The sequence below is a fragment of the Mesorhizobium sp. M0060 genome (assembly GCF_040323155.1).
GTDB lineage: Bacteria > Pseudomonadota > Alphaproteobacteria > Rhizobiales > Rhizobiaceae > Mesorhizobium.
Genome location: NZ_JAMYUP010000013.1, coordinates 92,039 through 111,788 on the forward strand (window position 1 = coordinate 92,039; position 19,750 = coordinate 111,788).

Sequence of the window (19,750 nt, forward strand, 5' to 3'; positions counted from 1 at the left end):
TGTGGGAACGCCCTTGCCAGGGGGAGTGACTGTCACGGATTGATCCAAGATTGCTGAGCCGGAAGGAACAGCGGCAGGATCCAAGGCAGGTTGTGAAGGAATTCTATCAGGTTCTAACGCAGGTTCGAGAGTGGCGGGTTGCGGCGTTTCAGGAGCCGATTGGCACGCGGCTAAAGCAAGCGCCGCGAAGCCAAGCATTGCGTTGCACATTCGGTGTGCCATCTTCTGGTGCCCCGGGCCATCTTTGAGTCTAGCGCAGGCCGACCTTATCACGCGTTTTCACAACCTGTGTCTAGGCAAGGTATGTCGTACGACAGCGGCTCGTCGAAAAGGAGCCTTTGGTGCCACGCCGCCTGCCAAACTAGTGCTAGGTCGCAGCGCCGCGCGGCCTCGCCAAATCGTTCGTCCCCTCTGCATCCGGCGCTTGGCCATAGCTCATCTTCCGCATTTGCTCGATCACCCGCGCCATCTCCTCGTTGGAAAGGACCGGCGGCTCGCCAAGCGTAAGTGCCTGGACATACATGCGAGACAGGGTTTCGACCTCGTTCGCCAGCCACAACGCCGCTTCTAGTGTCTTGCCGAGCGAAATCTGCCCGTGCTGGCCGAGCAGGCAGGCGAGGCGATCTTTGAGTGCAACCAAGGCATTGTCGGACAAGGCCTGCGTGCCGAAGGTTGCGTAACCCGCGCAGCGGATGGTCGTACCGCCCGCCACTCCTGTCATATAGTGGAAGCTCGGGATCGTCTTATGATGGCAGGCCAGCGTCGTGGCATAGAGTGAGTGACAATGCAGCACCACATTGATCTCCTGTCGCTCCCTCAAAATGTCACGGTGGAAGCGCCACTCCGAGGAGGGCCGTCGGCCGGCATAGGTGCCGTCAAAGCCCATCTCGACGATGTCTTCGGGCGTCATCGTTTCGTAGGGTAGCGATGAGGGCGTGATCAGGAAACCGTCGCGGGAGCGCACCGACAGGTTGCCGGCATTGCCCTGGTTGATACCGCTGGAATTCATCCGACGGCAAACATCCACCATCTCGCGGCGCACAGCGCTGTCATCAGTCATAGATCGTTCCTTTTGCTGGTTGCCCTGTAGAAGTTGTTTCGCTTCGCCAATTCGCGCCACCGCTGCGCATAGACCGCGAGCGCCTCACGATCGCCGGCAAAGGCGGCCGGCAGGCTGAGCGCGATCGGAGCCGGCGTGTGACGAGCTTCGTGTTCGCCAAGTAACGCCGCACCCGAGGCCGTGCCATAGGAGTCGAGGTTGTAGACCGTTTCGGCGTTTGGCCGCAGCGCGGCAACCAGCGTGGCGTAGAGCGGGTCCCGCAGGAAGGTACCATCCAAGGCAACCAGCCCGTTTTCGTTCAGCGCTTTGATACATTCCGCCGTCAGCAGCGCGGCATACAGCACCGCGAGCGCCTTGCGCTCCGCAGGGGTTTCTGCAGGTGGCCCTTCAAACCGGCCGCGCCCAGCGCTGCCAGGAAAGAGGCCGTCATCGTCGCCGAAAGACGGCAATGCAAAGGTGCCCCGCTCAATCAACAAACCGACCAGCGCGGCGTCGGCCGCATTTCCTTCTTGTCCCTGCCCTGCCACATGACTGAACTCTCGTCCGCCCATGGTCAAAACGCCGCCGACCGGGCGTCCTGTCACGTCGCTGTTCAGCACCATTGCACGATTTTCATCGAGCTGGTCGAGAGGTGTCGCCGCGCACATTCCGACAATCCAGGTTCCGGTAGAGATCACGCAGGCATCGCGCATGCCTGCCGCCTGATAGCGGTAGAGATTCAGGCTGCTGTCGTGGCCGCCGGTCAGGACAGACAGCTTTTCCGGTATGCCGTACCGGCGCGCTAGATCCGGCCGGATTGGCCCCAACGTCTCCCAAGCCTGATGGAATGGTGGCATGAGGTGCCTCCAGCCCTGCCCCGCCACAATGGGCGTCCACTCCTTGCGCACATTGTTCCATAGATGTGATTGCGCCGAGAGGATCGTCGTTTCGGCCGATGGGACGCCCGACAGCCGCCAAGCCCAATATTGGGGCAAGCCCAGATACCAACGAGCCTGAGCGACACACTCCGGACAAACCTGCTGCATCCAGTACAGCTGGCGCGCCTGATGGGCCGCCTTCAGCATGATTGTGCTGCCGCGATCGAAGAAATCGCCCGAAAGCGGCGCGTAGCCATCGCGAATTGCAGGCGGCAGGTCCTGCTCATAGTCAATCATCGGCAGAGCGGAAGTGTCGTCGGGATCTGCGTTCACCAGAACCCCCGCGGAGCCGTGTCCGGTGGCGACCACCTTTTCCAGCGGATGGTGTCGGCACAAAGTGGCGAGCGAGCCGAACAGCCAGTCGCTAATGCCCTTGAGATCGTGCTGCCGCCAAGGTGGACCGGGCCGCACCTCGTTGCGGACAGAGAGGCTCTCCGCGAGCATGCCGTCGAACGTCATCGCGGAGAGCTTTATGTTGGTCTTGCCGATGTCGAAGACAGCGATCCTCGCGGCGTCCGCCTTCTGCCCGTCATCCATTGTGTCAGATCAGACCGTATTGGCGAGCCTTGTTGCGCAGGAACGGCAAGCCATTGCCCATCACTTCGGCCTCGTCCTTCGCGACTGGCCGCCAGACTGAGAGACCGTAGGAGACTTCCGGCGGCATGTTGATGAAGCTTTCCATGGCAAGTCCGCCCTTGAAGCCTATCGCCGCGAGCGTTGCGTAGATCTCGTCCCAGGGACAGTTGCCGGTGCCTGGCGTGCCGCGATCGCTCTCAGACAAGTGGATATACTTCAGGTGATCGCGGGCGGCCAGAATGCCATTGGCGGCCCCCTTCTCCTCGATGTTCATGTGGTAGGTGTCGAGATGAACAAAGATGTTGTCGGCGCCGACTTTCTCGAGCATCCAGACGGCCTGCGCGCCGGTATTTATCAAATGGTTCTCGTAGCGGTTCACCGCCTCGATTCCGAGCTCTATGCCGCGCTTCTTGGCGTGCTTGGCGGCGACGGTCAGCACATGCGCGATGTTGTCGTATTCCTTCTCGGTGGGTGGCACGCCGGTCCGTTCGCCGATACCGCCGAAAATCACGCCGGAAAGCGCCAGCGCGCCCATCTCCGCAGTCTTGTCGATGGCCACTTCGAGATGTTCGATGGCGGCATCCGGCCGCACCGAGGCCCAGGCCCGCTCCGGCAGGCCAAGGGAGCAAACGGCAGGAAGATTGTGCTGTTCGAGCAAGGCGCGTGTATGCGCGGCATCGACCGCCGGCGCGTTCAGAAGCGCAATCTCGACAAAATCCATGCCGTATTTGACGGAAGCCGCGATCGCCTTCTCCGCGCCGGCCCGGTCCCAGTTCATCGTCCACATCGAGGTGTGGACCCCAAAACCATGCATCTAACTCACCCTTTGTTTGTGTTTAGGAATTTGAGGCGCCCGGCAAGCCAGCGCAGGATCATCACCGTGATCAGCAAAATGCCCCAGACCGCCGTCGCAAGGTGCTGGTTTGCGCCCATCAAATTGAGTCCCGAGGACAGAAGCTGGAGCACCACCAGCGCGACGAAGACAGGGATCACCCGACCGAAGCCGCCGAACGGATTGACCCCGCCAAGAAAGCAGGCCAGCACGGTGATCAGCAGGTAAGACTCGCCGTGGCCGACACGCACCGAATTGAAGCGCGCCAGCATGATGATGCCGGCGACCGCGCACATTGCGCCGGACAATGTGTAGACCAGAACCTGCACCCTGCGCGTATTGATGCCGGAGTAGCGCGTGGCCTCGATGTTGGAGCCGATCATGTAGGTGTTGAAGCCCAGCTTCATGCGGGTCAGCAGGACGTGCCAGATCAGCACGCAAGCGATGAAAATGAGCAACGGCACCGGGATGCCAAACATCGAACCGTACCCGATCGGCGCCAGGAAGCCGGGAAAGCCGGACACGTCGCCGCCGCGCGTCAGGAATTCCCCGAGACCGCGCAGGAAGATCATCATCGACAGCGAGACCAGGATCGGGTGAGCCTTGGTGTAGGCGATAACCAGCCCCATGATCAGCCCACTTAGTGCTCCGACCGCGATGGCAAGGACCGAGCCAAGGACAAAAGCGCCGATGCTCGCGTCGACGCCTCCCTGGCTTTGCAGCACCCAAGCTAACGTCAGCCCGGCCATGTTGGCCGTGAAGGTGATGGCCAGGTTCAGGCCGCCGGTCAGGATCGGCAGCAGCATGGCGAGCGTGAGGAGGCCGAGCTCCGGCAGCTGGAAGGCGACGGATCCAAAGGTAGCACGGGAAAGGAAGTTCGGCGCGGCGATGCCGAACACGACCATGACCACCATGAACGCGGCAAGTGGACCTGCCAGTTCGGGGCCGAGCGACTTGCGGGCGCGTTCAATCACAACCGTCATGAAGGCACCCGCCGGCTTTTCAGGAGCGGCAGCAGGCGTTCGATGCTGGTGTTCGACAGGGTGATGGCGGCAAGGATGATGATGCCGACGATCATCTTGAATGCGAAAGGCGACACGCCCATCAAATTAAGTCCGTTCTGGGTGATCGAGACCAACAGAACGCCCAGGATGCAGCCGAGCACGCTGCCTTTGCCGCCGCCAAGCCGCGCACCGCCAAGGACTACGGCCGCCAGGACGTCGAGTTCGCGCCCATAAAGGGCGTTCGGCACCACTTCCTGCGCGTAATGCGCTTGGACGAGACCGGCGATGCCCGCCATCAGGCCAAGCCAGCCGAAGGCGATAAATTGCATGGCACCGATATTGATGCCGAAGCGGCGCGCGCCTTCCGGATTGTCGCCAAAAGCGTAGAGTTGGCGACCGGTGGTGGTGCGCGTGATCAACGCCCAGGTAGCGAACACGCATACGGCCATAATAAGCACAGGTAGCGTGATCTCCGCCCAGGTGCCGTCAGCCATCTCTCGCTCGAACAGCACCACGCGGGTGGTGAGCCAGTCCGGCAGATTGTAGATCGACACGCCGCCTGTGAAGAACATCAGCAGGCCGAAGAAAATGTTGAAGGTCGAAATCGTGGCGACGATCGAGATGATCCTGAACCTGTGGATCAGGAAAGCGTTAGTGCAGCCCAACGCGACGCCCAATGCGCCAGCGATGATGAGGCCGAAAATCCAGTTCCCGCCGCCGATCCAGCCAAGGACGGTCGCCGTCAGATATTGCACGACGGAGGCAGCAACCGCGAACGAGATGTCAATGCCGCCGGCAATCAGCACGACGAGCAGGCCGACGGCGAAGATGATGTTGACCGAACTGGTGTTCAGAAGGTCAAATGCATTGCCGAGGGTGAAGAACCGGTCCGTCGCAAACGAGAGGAAGACGCAGATCACCGCGATAACGGCGAGCAAAGCCAGTTCCGTTGCGTGGGAGCGGACAAACCTACGCATAGACCGCCTCTTCGATCGCCCTGAGGGTCGTAGCGCCCGGCACATATTCGCCGACAATGCGCCCCTGAGCCATGTGCAGCACACGGTCCGCGTTGAAATAGACTTCGGGCACCTCGTCCGAGATCAGGATAATGGCCAGGCCGCTGTCCGCCAGCTTGGAAACGATATCGAAAATGCCGGCGCGCGCGCCGACATCAACACCGACGGTCGGTCCGTCGAGGATTAGCAGTTTCGGATCGGTCGCCAGCCATTTTGCAATGGCGATGCGTTGCTGATTTCCCCCCGACAGGGTCGAGATCGCGTCCTCCTGCTTTCCGATCTTGACGCCGAGATCCCTTATCCAATCGTTGACCAGAGATCGTTTGCGATCGCTCGAAATGAAACCGGCCGAAAGGATCTTGTCTAGCGAGGCGATGACCATGTTGTCGGCGATTGCCTGGGGCTGAATGAGGCCGAGCGACAGCCGGTCTTCCGAAAGATAGGCGACGCCGGCGGCGATCGCGTCACGGTTGGAACCGAAGCGAACCGGTTTGCCATCCAGGACAACAGAGCCCGATCTGGGCTTGCGCATGCCAAACAACGTCAACGCCAGCTCGGTGCGCCCTGCCCCGAGCAACCCGGTGATGCCGAGCGTCTCGCCGCGCCGTACCGTCAATGACACATCCTCGAATTCGCCGGGCCGCGACAGCCCCTTAACCTCAAGCATAACCGGGCTCCTGCTCAAATCGCGATGCAGGACGGAATAGTCGAAGGTCTTGCCGGTCATCAGCTCGGTGATGCGCGATTGGGTCAGACCCTTGGTCGGATAGACGCCAACCAGGGCGCCATCGCGCAGCACGGTCACACGGCTGGAGATTTCGAGAACCTCCGCCAGGCGGTGACTGACGAACACAACGGCAACGCCCGACGCCGACAGATTGCGCACAATGTCCAGCAGATAGTCGGTTTCAGATTGGGTGAGCGAGGCCGTCGGCTCGTCCATGAAGACGAGCTTCGCCTCGCCGACGAGCGCGCGCGCGATAGCTACGATCTGCCGCTGTGCGATGGGAAAATGGTGGAGCGCGAGATCGACATCGAGGGTAACACCAAGACGTTTCAAGGCGTTGGTCGCGACACGGCGCATTTCGGCATAGTTCACCAGCCGCGGCCAGCGGCCGATGACAGTCTGGAAGGCTATGTTCTCGGCGACGGTCATCTCGGGAAACAGGGCGAGGTCCTGCCAGATGACCTGAATTCCGCCGGCCTGCGCCGTTACCGGCGACATATGGGTGTAGCTCTGGCCGTTATAGTCGATCTCGGCGCCAGCCTCGGGCTTGTACACGCCTGTAACGACCTTGATCAGCGTGCTCTTGCCGGAGCCGTTCTCGCCGGCGAGGCAATGCACCTCGCCCGGCAGAACCTCAAAGCTGACATTCTTCAGGGCCTTCACGCCGCCAAACGTCATGTTGACATTGCGGAGCGACAGCAGCGGCCGTGACGCGGCGCCATCGAGTGCCTGATCAGCCATCGAGTTGAAACCCTGGATCCAATCGCGTTGACACATCTTCAGCCGGGCCGGCTCGAGGCCAGCCCGGCTGCCGTAGCCTTGGCAGGCTTTACAGGCCCATCGCCGCGAGACCGTCAACAGTATCCTTGTTGATTGGGACCAGCTGATCGACGATGATGTTATGGTTTTCGAAGTCCGGCTTGACTGTCCCTAGCCCTTCGATCGTATCGCCATCCTTGATCTTGTTGCCCTTCATGAGATGGTCAGCCAACGTGACGAAAACCTCACCCGCCTGCTTCGGATTCCACATGAAGCCGCCGGAGATCGCGTCGCTCTTGATGAGCTTCTGGCCCTGGCCTGGCGAGAATGGACCGAGCACGAATATCTCGCCCACCTTCCGGCGCTCTTCGATTGCGCGGCCAGCGCCGATCGGGCCTTGGCTGCCGAAGGCAAGGAAGCCTTTCAAGCCGGGATTGGCGGAGATCAGGTCAAGCGCAGTGCTGCGGCTCTTGTCCACGTCCTCGGCGACCCCATAACGATCGCCGACAAGCTTCATGTCCGGATGGTTCTTCTTCAGATACGCGATCGCTGCATCGGCCCAGGCATTGTGCAGCGGCACCGTCAGCGAGCCGACGAAGACTGCATACTCACCCTTGCCGCCCATCTTGTCCGCCAAGAGCTTGGCGTGAGCCTCGCCGAAGCCGGTCGCGGACGCGAGTTCGAAATCCCAGTCGGCGCCCTTCTGGCCAGGCGATTCATGCGTGATGACGATGATGCCGGCGTCCTTCGCCTTCTGCAGGACAGGTTCAAGCACTTTCGCATCATTCGGCACGACGCCTATGACCTTGACGCCCTGTGCGATCAGATCCTCGATGGCGCGAACTTGCAGTGCCGGATCGGCACTGGTCGGGCCAACCATGAATGCGTCGACCCCTAGCTTTTGGCCGCGCTCCTTGATGCCCGCCTCCATTGCGTTGAACCAGGGAATGCCGCCGATCTTAACGACGACGCCGACCTTACCGGCCTGCTGTGCCATCGCAGCGAATGAGCCGCCAAGCATAAAGGTCGCGGCGAGTGCCGCGATCATGAGCTTTTTCATTTGTACTCCTCCCATAACGTTCCCGACGGGAACACAGTCGATCCGCCGATTTGTGGTTGCACAATCGATGGTGCACCAACTATTATGCAGGAAGACGCACTCGTCAAGCGGGATATTGCTCTAACGCGATATTGCTCTAAAGAGACGCTCCGGAGGAGCTCAAATGGATCAGCAGGTCAAGAAGAAGGCGACGATCTATGACCTGTCGGTGCTGTCGGGCAGTTCGCCGTCGACCGTGAGTGCCGTGCTGAACGGCACTTGGCGCAAGCGCCGCATCAAGGAAAGCACAGCGCAAGCAATTCTCGGCCTCGCCGAACGCCATCAATACACCACCAACCTCCAGGCGCGGGGTTTGCGACGCTCACGATCGGGCCTGGTCGGCCTGATGCTGCCCGTCCACGACAATCGCTACTTCTCCTCCATGGCGCAGACATTTGAGGGACATGTGCGCAGCCGCGGTCAATGCCCGGTCGTGGTCAGTGCCAGCCGCGATCCGGAAGAGGAACGGCGGACCGCGGAGACGCTGATCTCCTATTCAATCGACCAGCTCTTCATAGTCGGCGCCACCGATCCGGACGGCGTGCACGAGGTCTGCGAGTCGGCGGGACTAAGGCATATCAATATCGACCTACCGGGAGCAAAGGCGCATTCGGTGATCAGCGACAACTATGAGGGCGCGCGGATGTTGACGGAGGCAATCATCCGCCACTTCGGCAATGATGACCCTCTGCGGCCGGACGAGCTGTTTCTTTTTGGCGGCCGCAACGACCACGCCAGCCGCGAACGCATCGCCGCCTTCCACGCGACAAAAAAGGCCCTGTTGGGCGACGACCCTGATGACGGTGTACAGTCCTCCGGCTATTCGCCCGACATAACATTGCGGGCCTTCGAGGCGTTTTGCCAACGCCATGGCAAGCTGCCGCGCGCTCTGTTCATCAATTCGTCGATCAATATGGAAGGTCTGCTGCGTTTCATGGCGGGCCGGCCGGCGGAGATGTTTAGTGAGCTTGTCGTCGGTTGCTACGACTATGACCCATTCGGCTCCTTCCTGCCCTTCCCTGTACTCATGGTGCGGCAGAATGTTGAGGCGATGATTGCCAAGGCGTTCCAGCTGATCGATGAACCGCCGACGGCGCCGCAAACTTTTCTGATTGCGCCAGAGTTGATCCAACCCAGGTCTGCCCTGAAAGGGCCGCTGGACACTTTGAAGGATATAGCTTGAAGCGCCTGAGAGCCGGTCGTTACATTGCTCCCCTCATCCACGTGTCACGGGAGCGACACGTGCCGCGGCATTATGGAAGTCAGCCGCGGTTTCACTCCGCATATGCGTGCGCCACTTTGCCTGTCAAAGATGTGGCCACGGCGCGGATCGATCCGCAACCTCACCTCTTGACCCGGTCGGACTGCGAGCCGGTCCTAGGATATGGCGTCAATTGCGTCCTCGCCGAGCCTGGTAAAGACCTGTGTCTCTGAACCGGTCGGCTCCAGCACCGGAACCGCCCCCGTCAGGCCGTCGGGTGTGCTATTATTTGGTACTGGATTTTTGCTGCGCCTGGTTCGATGCCGCAATGCAGAACCGGATGGCCATTCTGAGGGGACGCTTTATAACGGGTCGTTGAATCGTGATGACCAGGGAGACACGATGCGCTACGAGCGTCCGCATTCAATAGAAGATGCAGTCGGCCTGTTGGCCGGGTCGGCCGGCACGGCCGCGATTCTCGCCGGAGGCAGCGACCTGCTGGTGAGAATGAAGGGCGGCTTCATCGAACCCGACCTGATCGTCGACATCAAGGCGATCGGCGGGCTCAGCGAGATCAGGGAAACAGCTGAGGGTTTCAGCATAGGTGCTGCAGTCCCCTGCGCCGTCTTGGGAGAGAGCGCTGCCCTGAAGAAGGCATGGCCCGGCGTCGTCGAAGCAGCCAAGCTGATCGGCTCGAAACAGGTGCAGGGACGCTGCACCATCGTCGGCAATCTCTGCAACGCCTCGCCGGCTGCCGACAGCGTGCCAGCGTTGGTGGCGGCCGGTGCCAAGGCATCGGTTGTCGGGCCCGCGGGTAGGCGAACGATTCCCGTGGAGAGCGTGCCGACCGGGCCAGGCAAGACGTCCTTGGCCAAAGGCGAAATCATCGAGGCGATCCTGCTCGACAAGCGCCCACCGGGCTCGGGCGATGCGTATCTGCGTTTTATTCCACGTACGGAGATGGATATCGCGGTGGTCAGCGCCGGCGTGAATTTGACGCTCGATGAGAGAGGTGTCGTCAAATCGGCCCGCGTGGCGCTGGGCGCCGTGGCGCCGACGGTGCTTCTGGTCGAAGAGGCCGCCCAGGTCCTCATCGGCACGAAACTGGACCAAGCCACCCTGGAGCGGCTCGCCAAGGTCTGCTCGGGGTCCTGCCGTCCCATCGACGACAAGCGCGGGACCGTCGAATTCAGAAGGAAGGTTGCGGGTGTGCTGGCCAAGCGGGCCGCCACGACCGCCTATGCACGGGCAGGAGGCAAGTGATGGCTGGTGTAGCAGTCTCAACGACAATCAACGGCGACAACGTCGAGTACCTTTGCCAACCGGACGAGACGCTGCTCGATGTGCTGCGCGACCGCCTCGGGCTGACGGGCGCCAAGGAAGGCTGCGGCACCGGCGACTGCGGAGCGTGCAGCATCATCCTCGACGACCGGCTGGTGTGCTCGTGCCTGGTGCTTGGCCCGGAGGCTGAAGGCCGGCGCGTCGAGACCATCGAGGGCATGGCGCATGGCGACAAACTGCATCCGCTTCAGCAGAAGTTCCTCGAGCACGCAGCGCTGCAATGCGGCATCTGCACGCCGGGCTTCCTGATCGCGGCGAAGGACCTTTTGGCCAAGAACCCTGATCCGACCGAGGAGGAAATCCGCTTCGGCCTCGCCGGAAACCTCTGCCGCTGCACCGGCTATGACAAGATCGTGCGTGCCGTTCAGGACGCCGCCAGCGTGATGAAGGGAGCATCACGATGAATTTCGACCCGCGTTATTCGGCTCGCAACTTCGCATCCGTCGGCACGCGACCCATTCGTCCGGACGGCGTCGACAAGGTGACTGGCCGCGCCCGCTACGGCGCGGACTTCAACATGGCCGGCCAGCTGGTCGGGCGTGTTCTGAGAAGCCCGCACGCGCACGCGACGATCAGGAAGATCGATACCTCGAAGGCCGAGAAGCTTCCCGGCGTGAAGGCGGTGATCACCGCGGCCGACCTGCCCGACCTCACCGATGGCGATGCCGCCATGTACGACATCCTCGACAATTGCATGGCGCGCAACAAGGCGCTCTATGACGGCCATGCGGTGGCCGCGGTGGCCGCGGTCGACGCCCGCACCGCCAGGCAGGCGCTGAAGCTGATCGAGGTCGACTACGAGGTACTGCCGCATGTGACTGATGTCGACGAGGCGATGAAGCACACGGCCCCCGTGCTCAACGACACCATCTTCACCGAGGGCCTAGAGGAAAAGCCCGTCAAGCCGTCCAACGTCACCAAGCGCACGCAGTACGGCCATGGCGATGTCCATGAGGGCTTCGGCCATGCCGATTTCATCGTCGAACGCTCGTTCAAGACCGAGCAGACGCACCAGGGCTATATCGAGCCGCATGCCTGCGTGGCCAATGTCAGCTCCGACGGCACCGCCGACCTCTGGGTCTGCACGCAGGGGCATTTCGTCTACCGCCAGCACTGCGCGCAACTGCTTGGCATGGAAGCCTCGAAGCTGCGCGTCACCTCGTCGGAGATCGGCGGCGGCTTCGGCGGCAAGACCCATGTCTGGGCCGAGCCGGTCGCGCTGGCGCTGTCGCGCAAGGCCGGCCGGCCGGTCAAGCTGGTCATGACGCGCGATGAGGTGTTCCGCGCCTCGGGGCCGACAAGTGCCACCTCGATCGACGTCAGGATCGGCGCCCGCAAGGACGGCACGATCACCGCCGCCGAGGCGACCTTGCGCTATTCCTGCGGCCCCTATGCCGGCATGTGGGCCGAGATCGGCGCCATGACCGCGTTTGCCTGCTACAATCTCGAGAACGTCAAGACGGTCGGCTTCGAAGTGCTGGTCAACCGGCCGAAGACTGCGGCCTATCGTGCGCCGTCGGCGCCGATGGCGGCCTTCGCGGTGGAAAGCGCGATCGACGAGCTGGCCAAGGAGATCGGCATGGACGCGGTCGAGTTCCGGATCAGGAACGCCGCCCAGGAAGGCACCAGATCCTCCTACGGCCCGGTGTACGGGCCGATCGGCATCGGCCCGACGCTCGAGGCGGTGAAGAGCCATCCGCACATGAAGGCGCCACTCGGCAAGAACCAGGGCCGCGGCATGGCTTGCGGCTTCTGGTTCAACTTCGGCGGCCAGACCTGCACGGACCTCAACATCGGCATGGACGGCTCGGTCTCACTTGCCGTCGGAACCGTGGACGTCGGCGGCTCGCGCGCCTCGCTGTCGCTGGTGGCGGCGGAGGAACTCGGCATCCCCTATGAGCAGGTCAAGGCGGTGGTCGCCGATACTTCCAGCCTCGGTTACAACGACATGACGGACGGAAGCCGGGGCACCTTCTCGTCCTCCATGGCGACGATCTCGGCCGCCCGCAACGCGATCAAGATCCTGCGGGAACGCGCCGCGCAGATGTGGGACATTTCCGTCGACGACGTGGTCTGGGAAAAGGGCCACGCCACTGCCAAAGGCGAGAAGCATGGCAATCTTGGGCAGCTGTCGCTGAAGGAGATCGCGGGCGCGTCGGGAAAGACCGGCGGACCGATCGCCGGCCACAGCGAGCTCGTCGCCGACGGCGCGGGCGTCTCATTCGCCACCCATATCTGCGATATCGAGGTCGATCCCGAGACCGGCGCCACGAGGGTGCTGCGCTACACCGTCGTCCAGGACGCCGGCAAGGCGGTGCACCCGACCTATGTGGAGGGACAGTACCAGGGCGGTGCCGCGCAAGGCATCGGCTGGGCGCTCAACGAGGAGTATATTTACGGCAAGGACGGGAGGCTTCAGAACCCCGGCTTCCTCGACTACCGCATCCCGGTCTGCTCGGACCTGCCGATGATCGACACGCAGATCCTCGAGATCCCCAACCCCAACCACCCTTACGGGGTGCGCGGCGTCGGCGAGACCTCGATCGTGCCGCCGCTGGCGGCGATTGCCAATGCGGTGTCGAACGCCGCGGGCGTGCGGATGACGCATATTCCGATGTCGCCGCCGCGCATCCTGGCGGCGATCGAGGCGGAACGGGGAGGCTGATGGTCGAAGTGACGCTCTGGGGATCGCTTGGCGCGGCCGCCGGAGGCAAGAACAAGGTCGAGATAGAGGCCAAGGACATAAGGGAGCTGTTCAGGAAGCTCGCTGAGCAGTATCCCGGCCTCGAGCCCTTGATTGACCGTGGCATCGCCGTCGCCATCGACGGGACGATCTACCGCGACACCTGGTCGAAGGAATTGCCCAAAGGCGCTGAAATCTTCCTGCTGCCGCGTCTTGCCGGGGGATAATTGGACAACTGTTTCACGAGCATCAACGACCAGGACCTGGCCTGTCCGGGGGCTCGAGAAACGGCTCCGCCGTCATCGACAAATCCTAGCCAGTTCAAGTCGTGAGCCAGGCAGCTTTCTATGGCTGTTTTGCTGAAGAGCGGACATCGGCTGACGTCCGCTCTAACTCGTTCCATGCCAGCTCGATTATCGACGCCCAGGGAGCTTGAACGTGGCGACGCTTCGTTTGCGACAGCCGACAGTGGCAGCCCCGTCCGACGTCGTTGCCAGCCAGGTGATCGCCACCGCTGAAATACCGGAGCTGCTCGACCGCATCGGGTGGCGCGACGGCGCGTCGATCTGCGACTCGCAGAGCCAGGTTCTGTATTATCAGCGCCCCACAAAGGCCCGGGTCGTGTTCGGCCGCGGAAGCGGCAACGTCGCTTTCAGAGGCAATTTCGGCTTCAGCTTCAACCGCAGCCCGGAGCATCGTCGCTGCCGGATCAGACGGCCTCGCGGTTGAGATGGGCCGCTATCGAATTACGCTCCACCAGGCGGGCCGCGAGGACACTGTGCTCGAAAGGTATCGTGGCCTCCGCTAGCCTCTTCAAGAGAAGCTCCGCCGCCGCCGCCCCGATCAAATGCGCTGGCTGCGCGATGGCTGTGATACCTTGGGCCACGAACTGCATCCAGTCGAGATCGTCGAAGCAAAGCAGCGAAACGTCGCCTGGAATCGCAAGCTTCAGTGCGGAAGTCGCCTCCAGGACGCCTGTCGACATCACACCATCGGCAGTAAACAGAGCGGACGGTGCATCGCGCATTGTCAGCAGATCGAGCGCCTCCTTGCGCGCTGCCTCGCTAGAATAGACCGCCACGCGGCGGATTAACCGCAGATCCGGTTCGATGCCTGCGGCACGATGGGCTTCGAGATAACCCAGCAACCGTTGCCAGCTTGGATGATGGTAGCGAACATCCGAGCTGGAGAGATCAACGTTCGCCACAAAGGAGCCAACATCATAGCGTTGGCCCGGCCCGAGTTCCGCCAATATTCCGATGCGGCTGTGTCCGGCGGCGATCATGGCCGCGATGCTGCTACGCGTTACAGAAACGTTGTCGACCACGACCGAATCGGTTTCCAGGCCCGCCACGATGCGATCGAACTGCACGACGGGACAGCGGGCCGCGACTGCCTCACGAAGATGATCCGGCTTGTCCACGAAGGTCGATGAGACGATCAACCCGTCGACCTGCTTTTCCAACAGCAGCTGCACGGCCTCTCGCTCGAGTTCGGCATTTTCGTCACTATTCGTAACGATAACCCCGAAGCCGCCACGGCGCGCGACATCCCCTATTCCGCGCAGCACGCTCGCGTAGAATGGGCTTTCGATGTCGCCGACTACAACTCCGATAGTCTGCGTCTTACCAGTGATCAGACCTTTGGCCAGGCGATTGGGGCGGTAGCCCAGCGCAACTGCTGCGGCGCGCACCTTCTCCTGAACCTCGGGGCTGCTATAGCCGTAGTCACCAAGCACACGCCCCGCGGTGGCGGAACTCACCCCGGCCCGGCGAGCGACCTCTATGATAGTTGCGTTTTTCGACGATCTTTGGGTCACTCAGCAAGCCCCGCCGCCCATGCGCGCGTTGTGACGGCGACCTAGCGGCAGTTAAGCCCGCCCCGCAAGGCCGAACACCGCAGCACCCGCCGTTGCGCACACCATTGCAATCACAGCACCTCTGACAGAAAGCGCCGAAGACGTGGACTCTGCGGATTGTCGAAAAGGTCCTCTGGTCGTCCTGCCTCGACGATTCGGCCCTCGTCCATGAATACGACTTGGTTCGCGACTTTGCGAGCGAAGTTCATCTCGTGCGTAACGACCACCATCGTCATCCCGCCCCGACCGAGATCGGCCATCAAGTTCAGGACACCTTTGACCAATTCAGGGTCTAGCGCACTGGTGACTTCGTCGAACAGCATAACCTCGGGTTCGAGGGCCAGGGCGCGCGCGATGGCTACCCGCTGCTGTTGCCCACCCGAGAGATTGGCCGGCCGATGGTCTTTGCGCTCCAGCAGTCCGACTTCATGCAGCCTCGCTAAGGCCGCGCCCTCAGCCTCCTCGCGCGACATGCGTTTTACTTTGCGCAGCGCCAGGGTGATGTTGGCGAGCGCGCTGCGGTCGGGGAACAGATTGAACTGCTGGAAAACCATGCCGACGCGCCGCCGGAGTTGGTCAGGGGTCTGTTTGTAGATGCTTTCGCCATCAAGTAGAATGTCACCGGCTCGACACTCTACGAGGCGGTTGAGGCAACGCAGCAAGGTCGACTTGCCCGAGCCGGACGGCCCGATGAGGCAGGTGACGGTCCCGGGCTCCACTTTCAGACTAACGTCATGAAGAACTTGGACGGCGCCGTAGGCCATATCGATATTCTTGACCTCAATGCCACCGCCCTTGAAGCGCGTGGGCGCCGCTGCGGGCAACTTCGCTGCGCCCGGCACGACGGCTTCGGCAAGCTCGGCGACTTCCTTGAGGCCGCTCTGCACAGCGGTGATACGTTTGCCGACGCGCATGCGAGCGTCGATGTAATTGACGAGGTGGGTCAGCGGCACCGTGATCACGAGATAGAACACGCCGGCCAGCAAGAGCGGTGACAAGTTGCCGGTCAGCACGGCCTGGTCTTGGCCGACGCGGAACAGTTCGCGTTCGGAGGCGAGAAGGCCAAGGAAATAGACCAGGCTGGAATCCTTGACGTTGCCGATGAACTGGTTGACCAGTGCAGGCAGGACGCGGCGGATGCCTTGCGGGATCACCACCAGGCGCATGCCTTGGCCATACGTCATTCCGAGAGTGCGGGTGGCGTCGATCTGACCACGCTCGACGCTCTGAATGCCGGCGCGAAAAATCTCTCCGATGTAGGCGCCGGCAATCAGGCTGAGTGCCAGAATGCCCAGCGGATAAGGCGATGGACCGAACAGATCTCGGCCCAACCGCGCGAAGCCTTGGCCAATAATCAGGATCGTGACAATGGCGGGAAGCCCGCGAAAGATATCGGTGTAGACCCGGGCAAGGAGTTTCAGCGGCCGGTTTTCGGAAATCCCCATGACGGCGAGGACGATACCGATCAGCGTCCCGAAAAACGTCGAGGCAAGGGCCAGGATCAGGGTGTTCTTGAGGCCGACCATGACCATGTTTGGCAGAACTTCTGCCATCGCCTGGAAATCAAGGAAGCTGCGCGAGAAGGTATCGAACCAGCTCATATCAAGTCCATCTATAACTCGGCCGGGCACCGTTGCTCACGGGCCCGGCCGGAAAAAATTATAACGAAGTCGCGCGAATTTACTTCTTCGGCAGATATTGATTCGGCATCGGGGTGCCAGGGAACCATTTTTCGTGCAGCCGCTTCCAGGTGCCGTCGTCCATGGCCTCGCGCAGCGCCTTGTTCAGCGCCTCGCGGAAGGCGTCGTTGCCTTTCTTGACAACAAACCCGGCGGGCGCATCGAAGGACGGCACGTTCATTGTTATCTTCAGGTTCTTATAGCGTTCTACATACTGCTTGGCCGACTCATAGTCGGTGAAATGGCCATCGATCGTGCCGTTGTTCAGCGCCGCCACCGCGGTGTTGTTGTCGGGGAATTTGACGATGTCGCCCTTCAGATTCTTCTCGGCATAGATTTCCTGCAGCGTTCCCTGGATCACGCCGATGCGCTTTCCGGCGGTGCTCTCATTGCTCGTCAGAGCCGGATCAGCCGAAATGATCGACAGGTAGCCGGCGAGATAGCTGTCGCCAAAATCCACGGTCTTCTTGCGCTCCGCGGTCGTGCCAATGGCGGCGACAGCGACGTCGAAGCGGCCGTTGGCGACGGATGGCAGCAGCGCCGAGAATTCCTGGCCGGTGAAAACGACCTGCTCTTCCTTGAACCCGAGCCGGCGCGCTACGTCGCGGAAGAGTTCAGCGTCGAAGCCCGTGAAGTTACCGTTGGCGTCGGTGAAGACGTAGGGTTTCGCATCGCCCATGGTTCCGACGCTGATCACCGTCGGGTCGATGAGGTTGTAGGGGTTGTCGGCCGCTTTTGCCTGTGTTGACGAGGCCAACGTGCCAAGTCCTGTCACCAGCGCGATAGTCAGCGCCAGACCGGATTTCACCAGTTGGCGCCTGCTCGAATTCGTTTGCATGTCTTCTCCTCTTACGATTGGCCAAACCGGCCTGCGATCCCACTCGACGTCTCATCCATCAAAACGCTCTTAGGCGGCGCTCAGTATGAATGAGAACGTTATCACTTCATTTAGCATTGTCCATTTCTCGCGTCAATTGTTCCGGAGAATTTCGCGCCTAGACGGTTTTTCCGTATTGCACGTGCCGAGTTCCTCGGAGGATCTCCGGCGTCATCTTCCCTATGTCGATTGCTGTCGCATGGCCAATCGCCCCGTAGTACCGGCAGGTAGCGGCCGCTGCCTCCGCGGCATGACCGAGGATGTCCTGAGGCGCCTCTTCCCTGAGCAGGCCGAATAGCGTTCTGGCGATGAAGGTGTCGCCCGCGCCCAAGGTGTCGACGGGTTCGATCAGCCGCGCCGGGGTGCTGTAGGAGACGGTGTCGCTGTGAAGCACCGCGCCAGCTCGACCTCGAGTCACCAGAACCCATTTTGAACCACATGCAAGCAGTTCGGATACGATTGCAGCCAATTTATCGTCGTTGAGACCGTCGCCCGAGACGGAGGCCAGATAGCAATAGCGCCCAATCTCGCGCCGGTGCCCCGGCTCCCGCCGTGTAGAAAAATCGTAAGATAACAGGGATTTACTCGATACCGCGGCAACCCACGGGTCTAACCCGCTGGATTGGCCGATGTGGACGGCCTGAAAGCCCGAGAGAAAATCCAGATCTTCTTGCGTTGGCGTGAACATCGAGACGCCGAGGTCGAAGTCCAGGAAAATCCGATCAGCGTTTCGGTGACCTATGAGGCAGTAGGCGGTCGACCCTTCGAGGCGACGCAATCGGGTGACGTCCACGCGTTCCGACGCCAGTGCAGTGCAGATCAGGTCCCCGGCCCGGTCTTTGCCGATCGCTCCAACATAGGCCGACTGCCCGCCGAAGCGGCTCACATAGACCGAGACATTGAGGCAATTTCCTCCGGGAAACATCTCGCCGCGAGCAAGATAACAATCGACCACGTTATCGCCCATCGCGGCAATCTTGACCATTGCATGACTTTCAGTTTAAAGAATGTGATAACGTTCGCACAATCACCACTGTCTGTCAATTGTGACCCCGGCCCAAGCTTTGCCAACGAGATGAGGAAGCTCATGATTTCCGCCCTGCCCGCCGACATAGAACGCGCTCTGACCGCTACGGCGGGCAGGCACTTTTCGCACCTATTTCTCGTGGCGTGCGGCGGCTCGCTCTCAATCATGATGGCAGGCAAGTACTTCGTCGACCGCTACAGTGGCGCATTCCCCTGCGACATCTACAACGCGGATGAGTTCGTCTGCCGAGATCCGAAGCGGTTGGGGCCTGACACCCTCGTTGTCCTTTGCTCGCAGACAGGAACCACCACGGAGACCGTGCGGGCGGCCAATCATGCAAAACACCGAGGCGCAACGACAATCGCCATGACACTCGACCAAACATCGCCCCTCGCGCGGGCGGTCGACCACCCGGTGGCCTACCAGGCATCCTACACGACGGGCAAAGCAATCGATGCGGCCTACAGCAATTACGGCGTGCTCTACATGTTGCTCGCTGGCCTGATCGATGCTCGGGAGAATGCCAAGCTAACCGCCGACCTGCTGATGAGCCTGAGCCATCTTCGCCCGGCCATCGATAGTGCGCACCGGATCTATGCCGACCGGTTTCGGGCCTTTGCACCCCGTTTCGCGCCGCGCAAGGCGATCTACACACTTGCCAGCGGTGCCAGCTATGGCGCGGCCTATTCCTACGCCATCTGCGTGTTGATGGAGATGCAGTGGTACGACTCGCAGGCCATACACGCCAACGAGTTTTTCCATGGCCCCTTTGAGGTGGTGGACAAGGATGCCGGCTTCGTCGTGATGTTGGGCTTGGACGAAACGAGGCGCCTCGCGGAACGCGCCTGCGACTTCCTTTTCAAGTACGGCAGCCGGGAAAACACCCTGGTGCTCGATGGAGCGGAACTCGACCTCAGCGGTATGTCCAATCACATAAAACCCTATCTCGTACCCCTGGTCTTCTTCGACACTCTATGGCGTTTTGCCTACGAGCTGGCCGGTCTGCGCGGCCGGCCGATGCTTGAGGGCCGGCGCTACATGAAGAAGCTAACGGACTACTAGTTCCGCCGCGCTCTGCAGCGATCTAGCAACTC

At 61.5% G+C, this 19,750-nt stretch carries 18 protein-coding genes; 7 read left to right on the plus strand and 11 right to left on the minus strand.

Features of this window, described 5'->3' with window-relative positions:
* Positions 1–367: 367 nt before the first annotated feature.
* The 7 genes from NKJ94_RS15345 to NKJ94_RS15375 form a co-directional block, all read right to left on the minus strand.
* The gene (locus tag NKJ94_RS15345; protein ID WP_352526111.1) at positions 368–1,060 is read right to left on the minus strand and encodes a class II aldolase/adducin family protein; all 693 of its coding nucleotides are present in this window, start codon (positions 1,058–1,060) and stop codon (positions 368–370) included.
* On the minus strand, positions 1,057–2,514 hold the full coding sequence (locus tag NKJ94_RS15350; protein ID WP_352526113.1) for an FGGY family carbohydrate kinase: 1,458 nt from the start codon (positions 2,512–2,514) through the stop codon (positions 1,057–1,059). The genes NKJ94_RS15345 and NKJ94_RS15350 overlap by 4 nt, the downstream gene beginning before the upstream one ends.
* A gap of 4 nt (positions 2,515–2,518) precedes the next feature.
* Positions 2,519–3,367, minus strand: coding sequence for a sugar phosphate isomerase/epimerase family protein (locus NKJ94_RS15355; RefSeq protein ID WP_352526114.1), 849 nt, complete (start codon positions 3,365–3,367; stop codon positions 2,519–2,521).
* A 5-nt stretch (positions 3,368–3,372) separates the two neighbouring features.
* On the minus strand, positions 3,373–4,368 hold the full coding sequence (locus NKJ94_RS15360) for an ABC transporter permease (RefSeq protein ID WP_352526115.1): 996 nt from the start codon (positions 4,366–4,368) through the stop codon (positions 3,373–3,375).
* Entirely contained in the window at positions 4,365–5,366 is a 1,002-nt protein-coding gene (locus NKJ94_RS15365) for an ABC transporter permease (protein ID WP_352526116.1), read from the minus strand. Before NKJ94_RS15365 ends, NKJ94_RS15360 begins: the two co-directional genes overlap by 4 nt.
* A complete protein-coding gene (locus NKJ94_RS15370) occupies positions 5,359–6,873 on the minus strand; it encodes a sugar ABC transporter ATP-binding protein (protein ID WP_352526118.1) in 1,515 nt (504 codons plus the stop codon). The genes NKJ94_RS15365 and NKJ94_RS15370 overlap by 8 nt, the downstream gene beginning before the upstream one ends.
* 88 nt (positions 6,874–6,961) lie before the next feature.
* Positions 6,962–7,951, minus strand: coding sequence for an autoinducer 2 ABC transporter substrate-binding protein (locus tag NKJ94_RS15375; RefSeq protein WP_352526119.1), 990 nt, complete (start codon positions 7,949–7,951; stop codon positions 6,962–6,964).
* Between the two features lie 163 nt (positions 7,952–8,114).
* Between NKJ94_RS15375 and NKJ94_RS15380 the strand changes: the two genes are divergently transcribed.
* The 6 genes from NKJ94_RS15380 to NKJ94_RS15405 all read left to right on the plus strand — a co-directional run bounded on the left by NKJ94_RS15380 (position 8,115) and on the right by NKJ94_RS15405 (position 13,944).
* Positions 8,115–9,173, plus strand: coding sequence for a LacI family DNA-binding transcriptional regulator (locus NKJ94_RS15380; protein WP_352526121.1), 1,059 nt, complete (start codon positions 8,115–8,117; stop codon positions 9,171–9,173).
* 420 nt (positions 9,174–9,593) lie between these two features.
* Entirely contained in the window at positions 9,594–10,454 is an 861-nt protein-coding gene (locus tag NKJ94_RS15385; protein WP_352526220.1) for an FAD binding domain-containing protein, read from the plus strand.
* Positions 10,454–10,936, plus strand: a complete 483-nt coding sequence (locus NKJ94_RS15390; RefSeq protein WP_352526123.1) for a (2Fe-2S)-binding protein — start codon at positions 10,454–10,456, stop codon at positions 10,934–10,936. The genes NKJ94_RS15385 and NKJ94_RS15390 overlap by 1 nt, the downstream gene beginning before the upstream one ends.
* A complete protein-coding gene (locus tag NKJ94_RS15395) occupies positions 10,933–13,197 on the plus strand; it encodes a xanthine dehydrogenase family protein molybdopterin-binding subunit (RefSeq protein WP_352526124.1) in 2,265 nt (754 codons plus the stop codon). Before NKJ94_RS15390 ends, NKJ94_RS15395 begins: the two co-directional genes overlap by 4 nt.
* Complete coding sequence (locus NKJ94_RS15400; protein ID WP_352526126.1) at positions 13,197–13,442, plus strand: MoaD/ThiS family protein; 246 nt, start codon at positions 13,197–13,199, stop codon at positions 13,440–13,442. The genes NKJ94_RS15395 and NKJ94_RS15400 overlap by 1 nt, the downstream gene beginning before the upstream one ends.
* Before the next feature lie 211 nt (positions 13,443–13,653).
* On the plus strand, positions 13,654–13,944 hold the full coding sequence (locus NKJ94_RS15405) for a hypothetical protein (protein WP_352526128.1): 291 nt from the start codon (positions 13,654–13,656) through the stop codon (positions 13,942–13,944).
* Here NKJ94_RS15405 and NKJ94_RS15410 read toward each other — a convergent pair.
* The 4 genes from NKJ94_RS15410 to NKJ94_RS15425 all read right to left on the minus strand — a co-directional run bounded on the left by NKJ94_RS15410 (position 13,925) and on the right by NKJ94_RS15425 (position 18,614).
* Positions 13,925–15,034, minus strand: a complete 1,110-nt coding sequence (locus NKJ94_RS15410; protein WP_352526129.1) for a LacI family DNA-binding transcriptional regulator — start codon at positions 15,032–15,034, stop codon at positions 13,925–13,927. The two genes, NKJ94_RS15405 and NKJ94_RS15410, sit on opposite strands and share 20 nt — an antisense overlap.
* 110 nt (positions 15,035–15,144) lie before the next feature.
* Positions 15,145–16,674, minus strand: a complete 1,530-nt coding sequence (locus NKJ94_RS15415) for an amino acid ABC transporter permease/ATP-binding protein (RefSeq protein WP_352526130.1) — start codon at positions 16,672–16,674, stop codon at positions 15,145–15,147.
* Between the two features lie 79 nt (positions 16,675–16,753).
* Positions 16,754–17,590 (minus strand): ABC transporter substrate-binding protein, encoded by an 837-nt coding sequence (locus NKJ94_RS15420; protein WP_352526131.1) that lies wholly within the window; start codon positions 17,588–17,590, stop codon positions 16,754–16,756.
* Positions 17,591–17,747: 157 nt separating this feature from the next.
* Positions 17,748–18,614, minus strand: a complete 867-nt coding sequence (locus NKJ94_RS15425) for a PfkB family carbohydrate kinase (protein ID WP_352526133.1) — start codon at positions 18,612–18,614, stop codon at positions 17,748–17,750.
* Positions 18,615–18,716: 102 nt separating this feature from the next.
* Between NKJ94_RS15425 and NKJ94_RS15430 the strand changes: the two genes are divergently transcribed.
* Complete coding sequence (locus tag NKJ94_RS15430) at positions 18,717–19,718, plus strand: SIS domain-containing protein (protein WP_352526134.1); 1,002 nt, start codon at positions 18,717–18,719, stop codon at positions 19,716–19,718.
* Positions 19,719–19,750 lie beyond the last annotated feature (32 nt).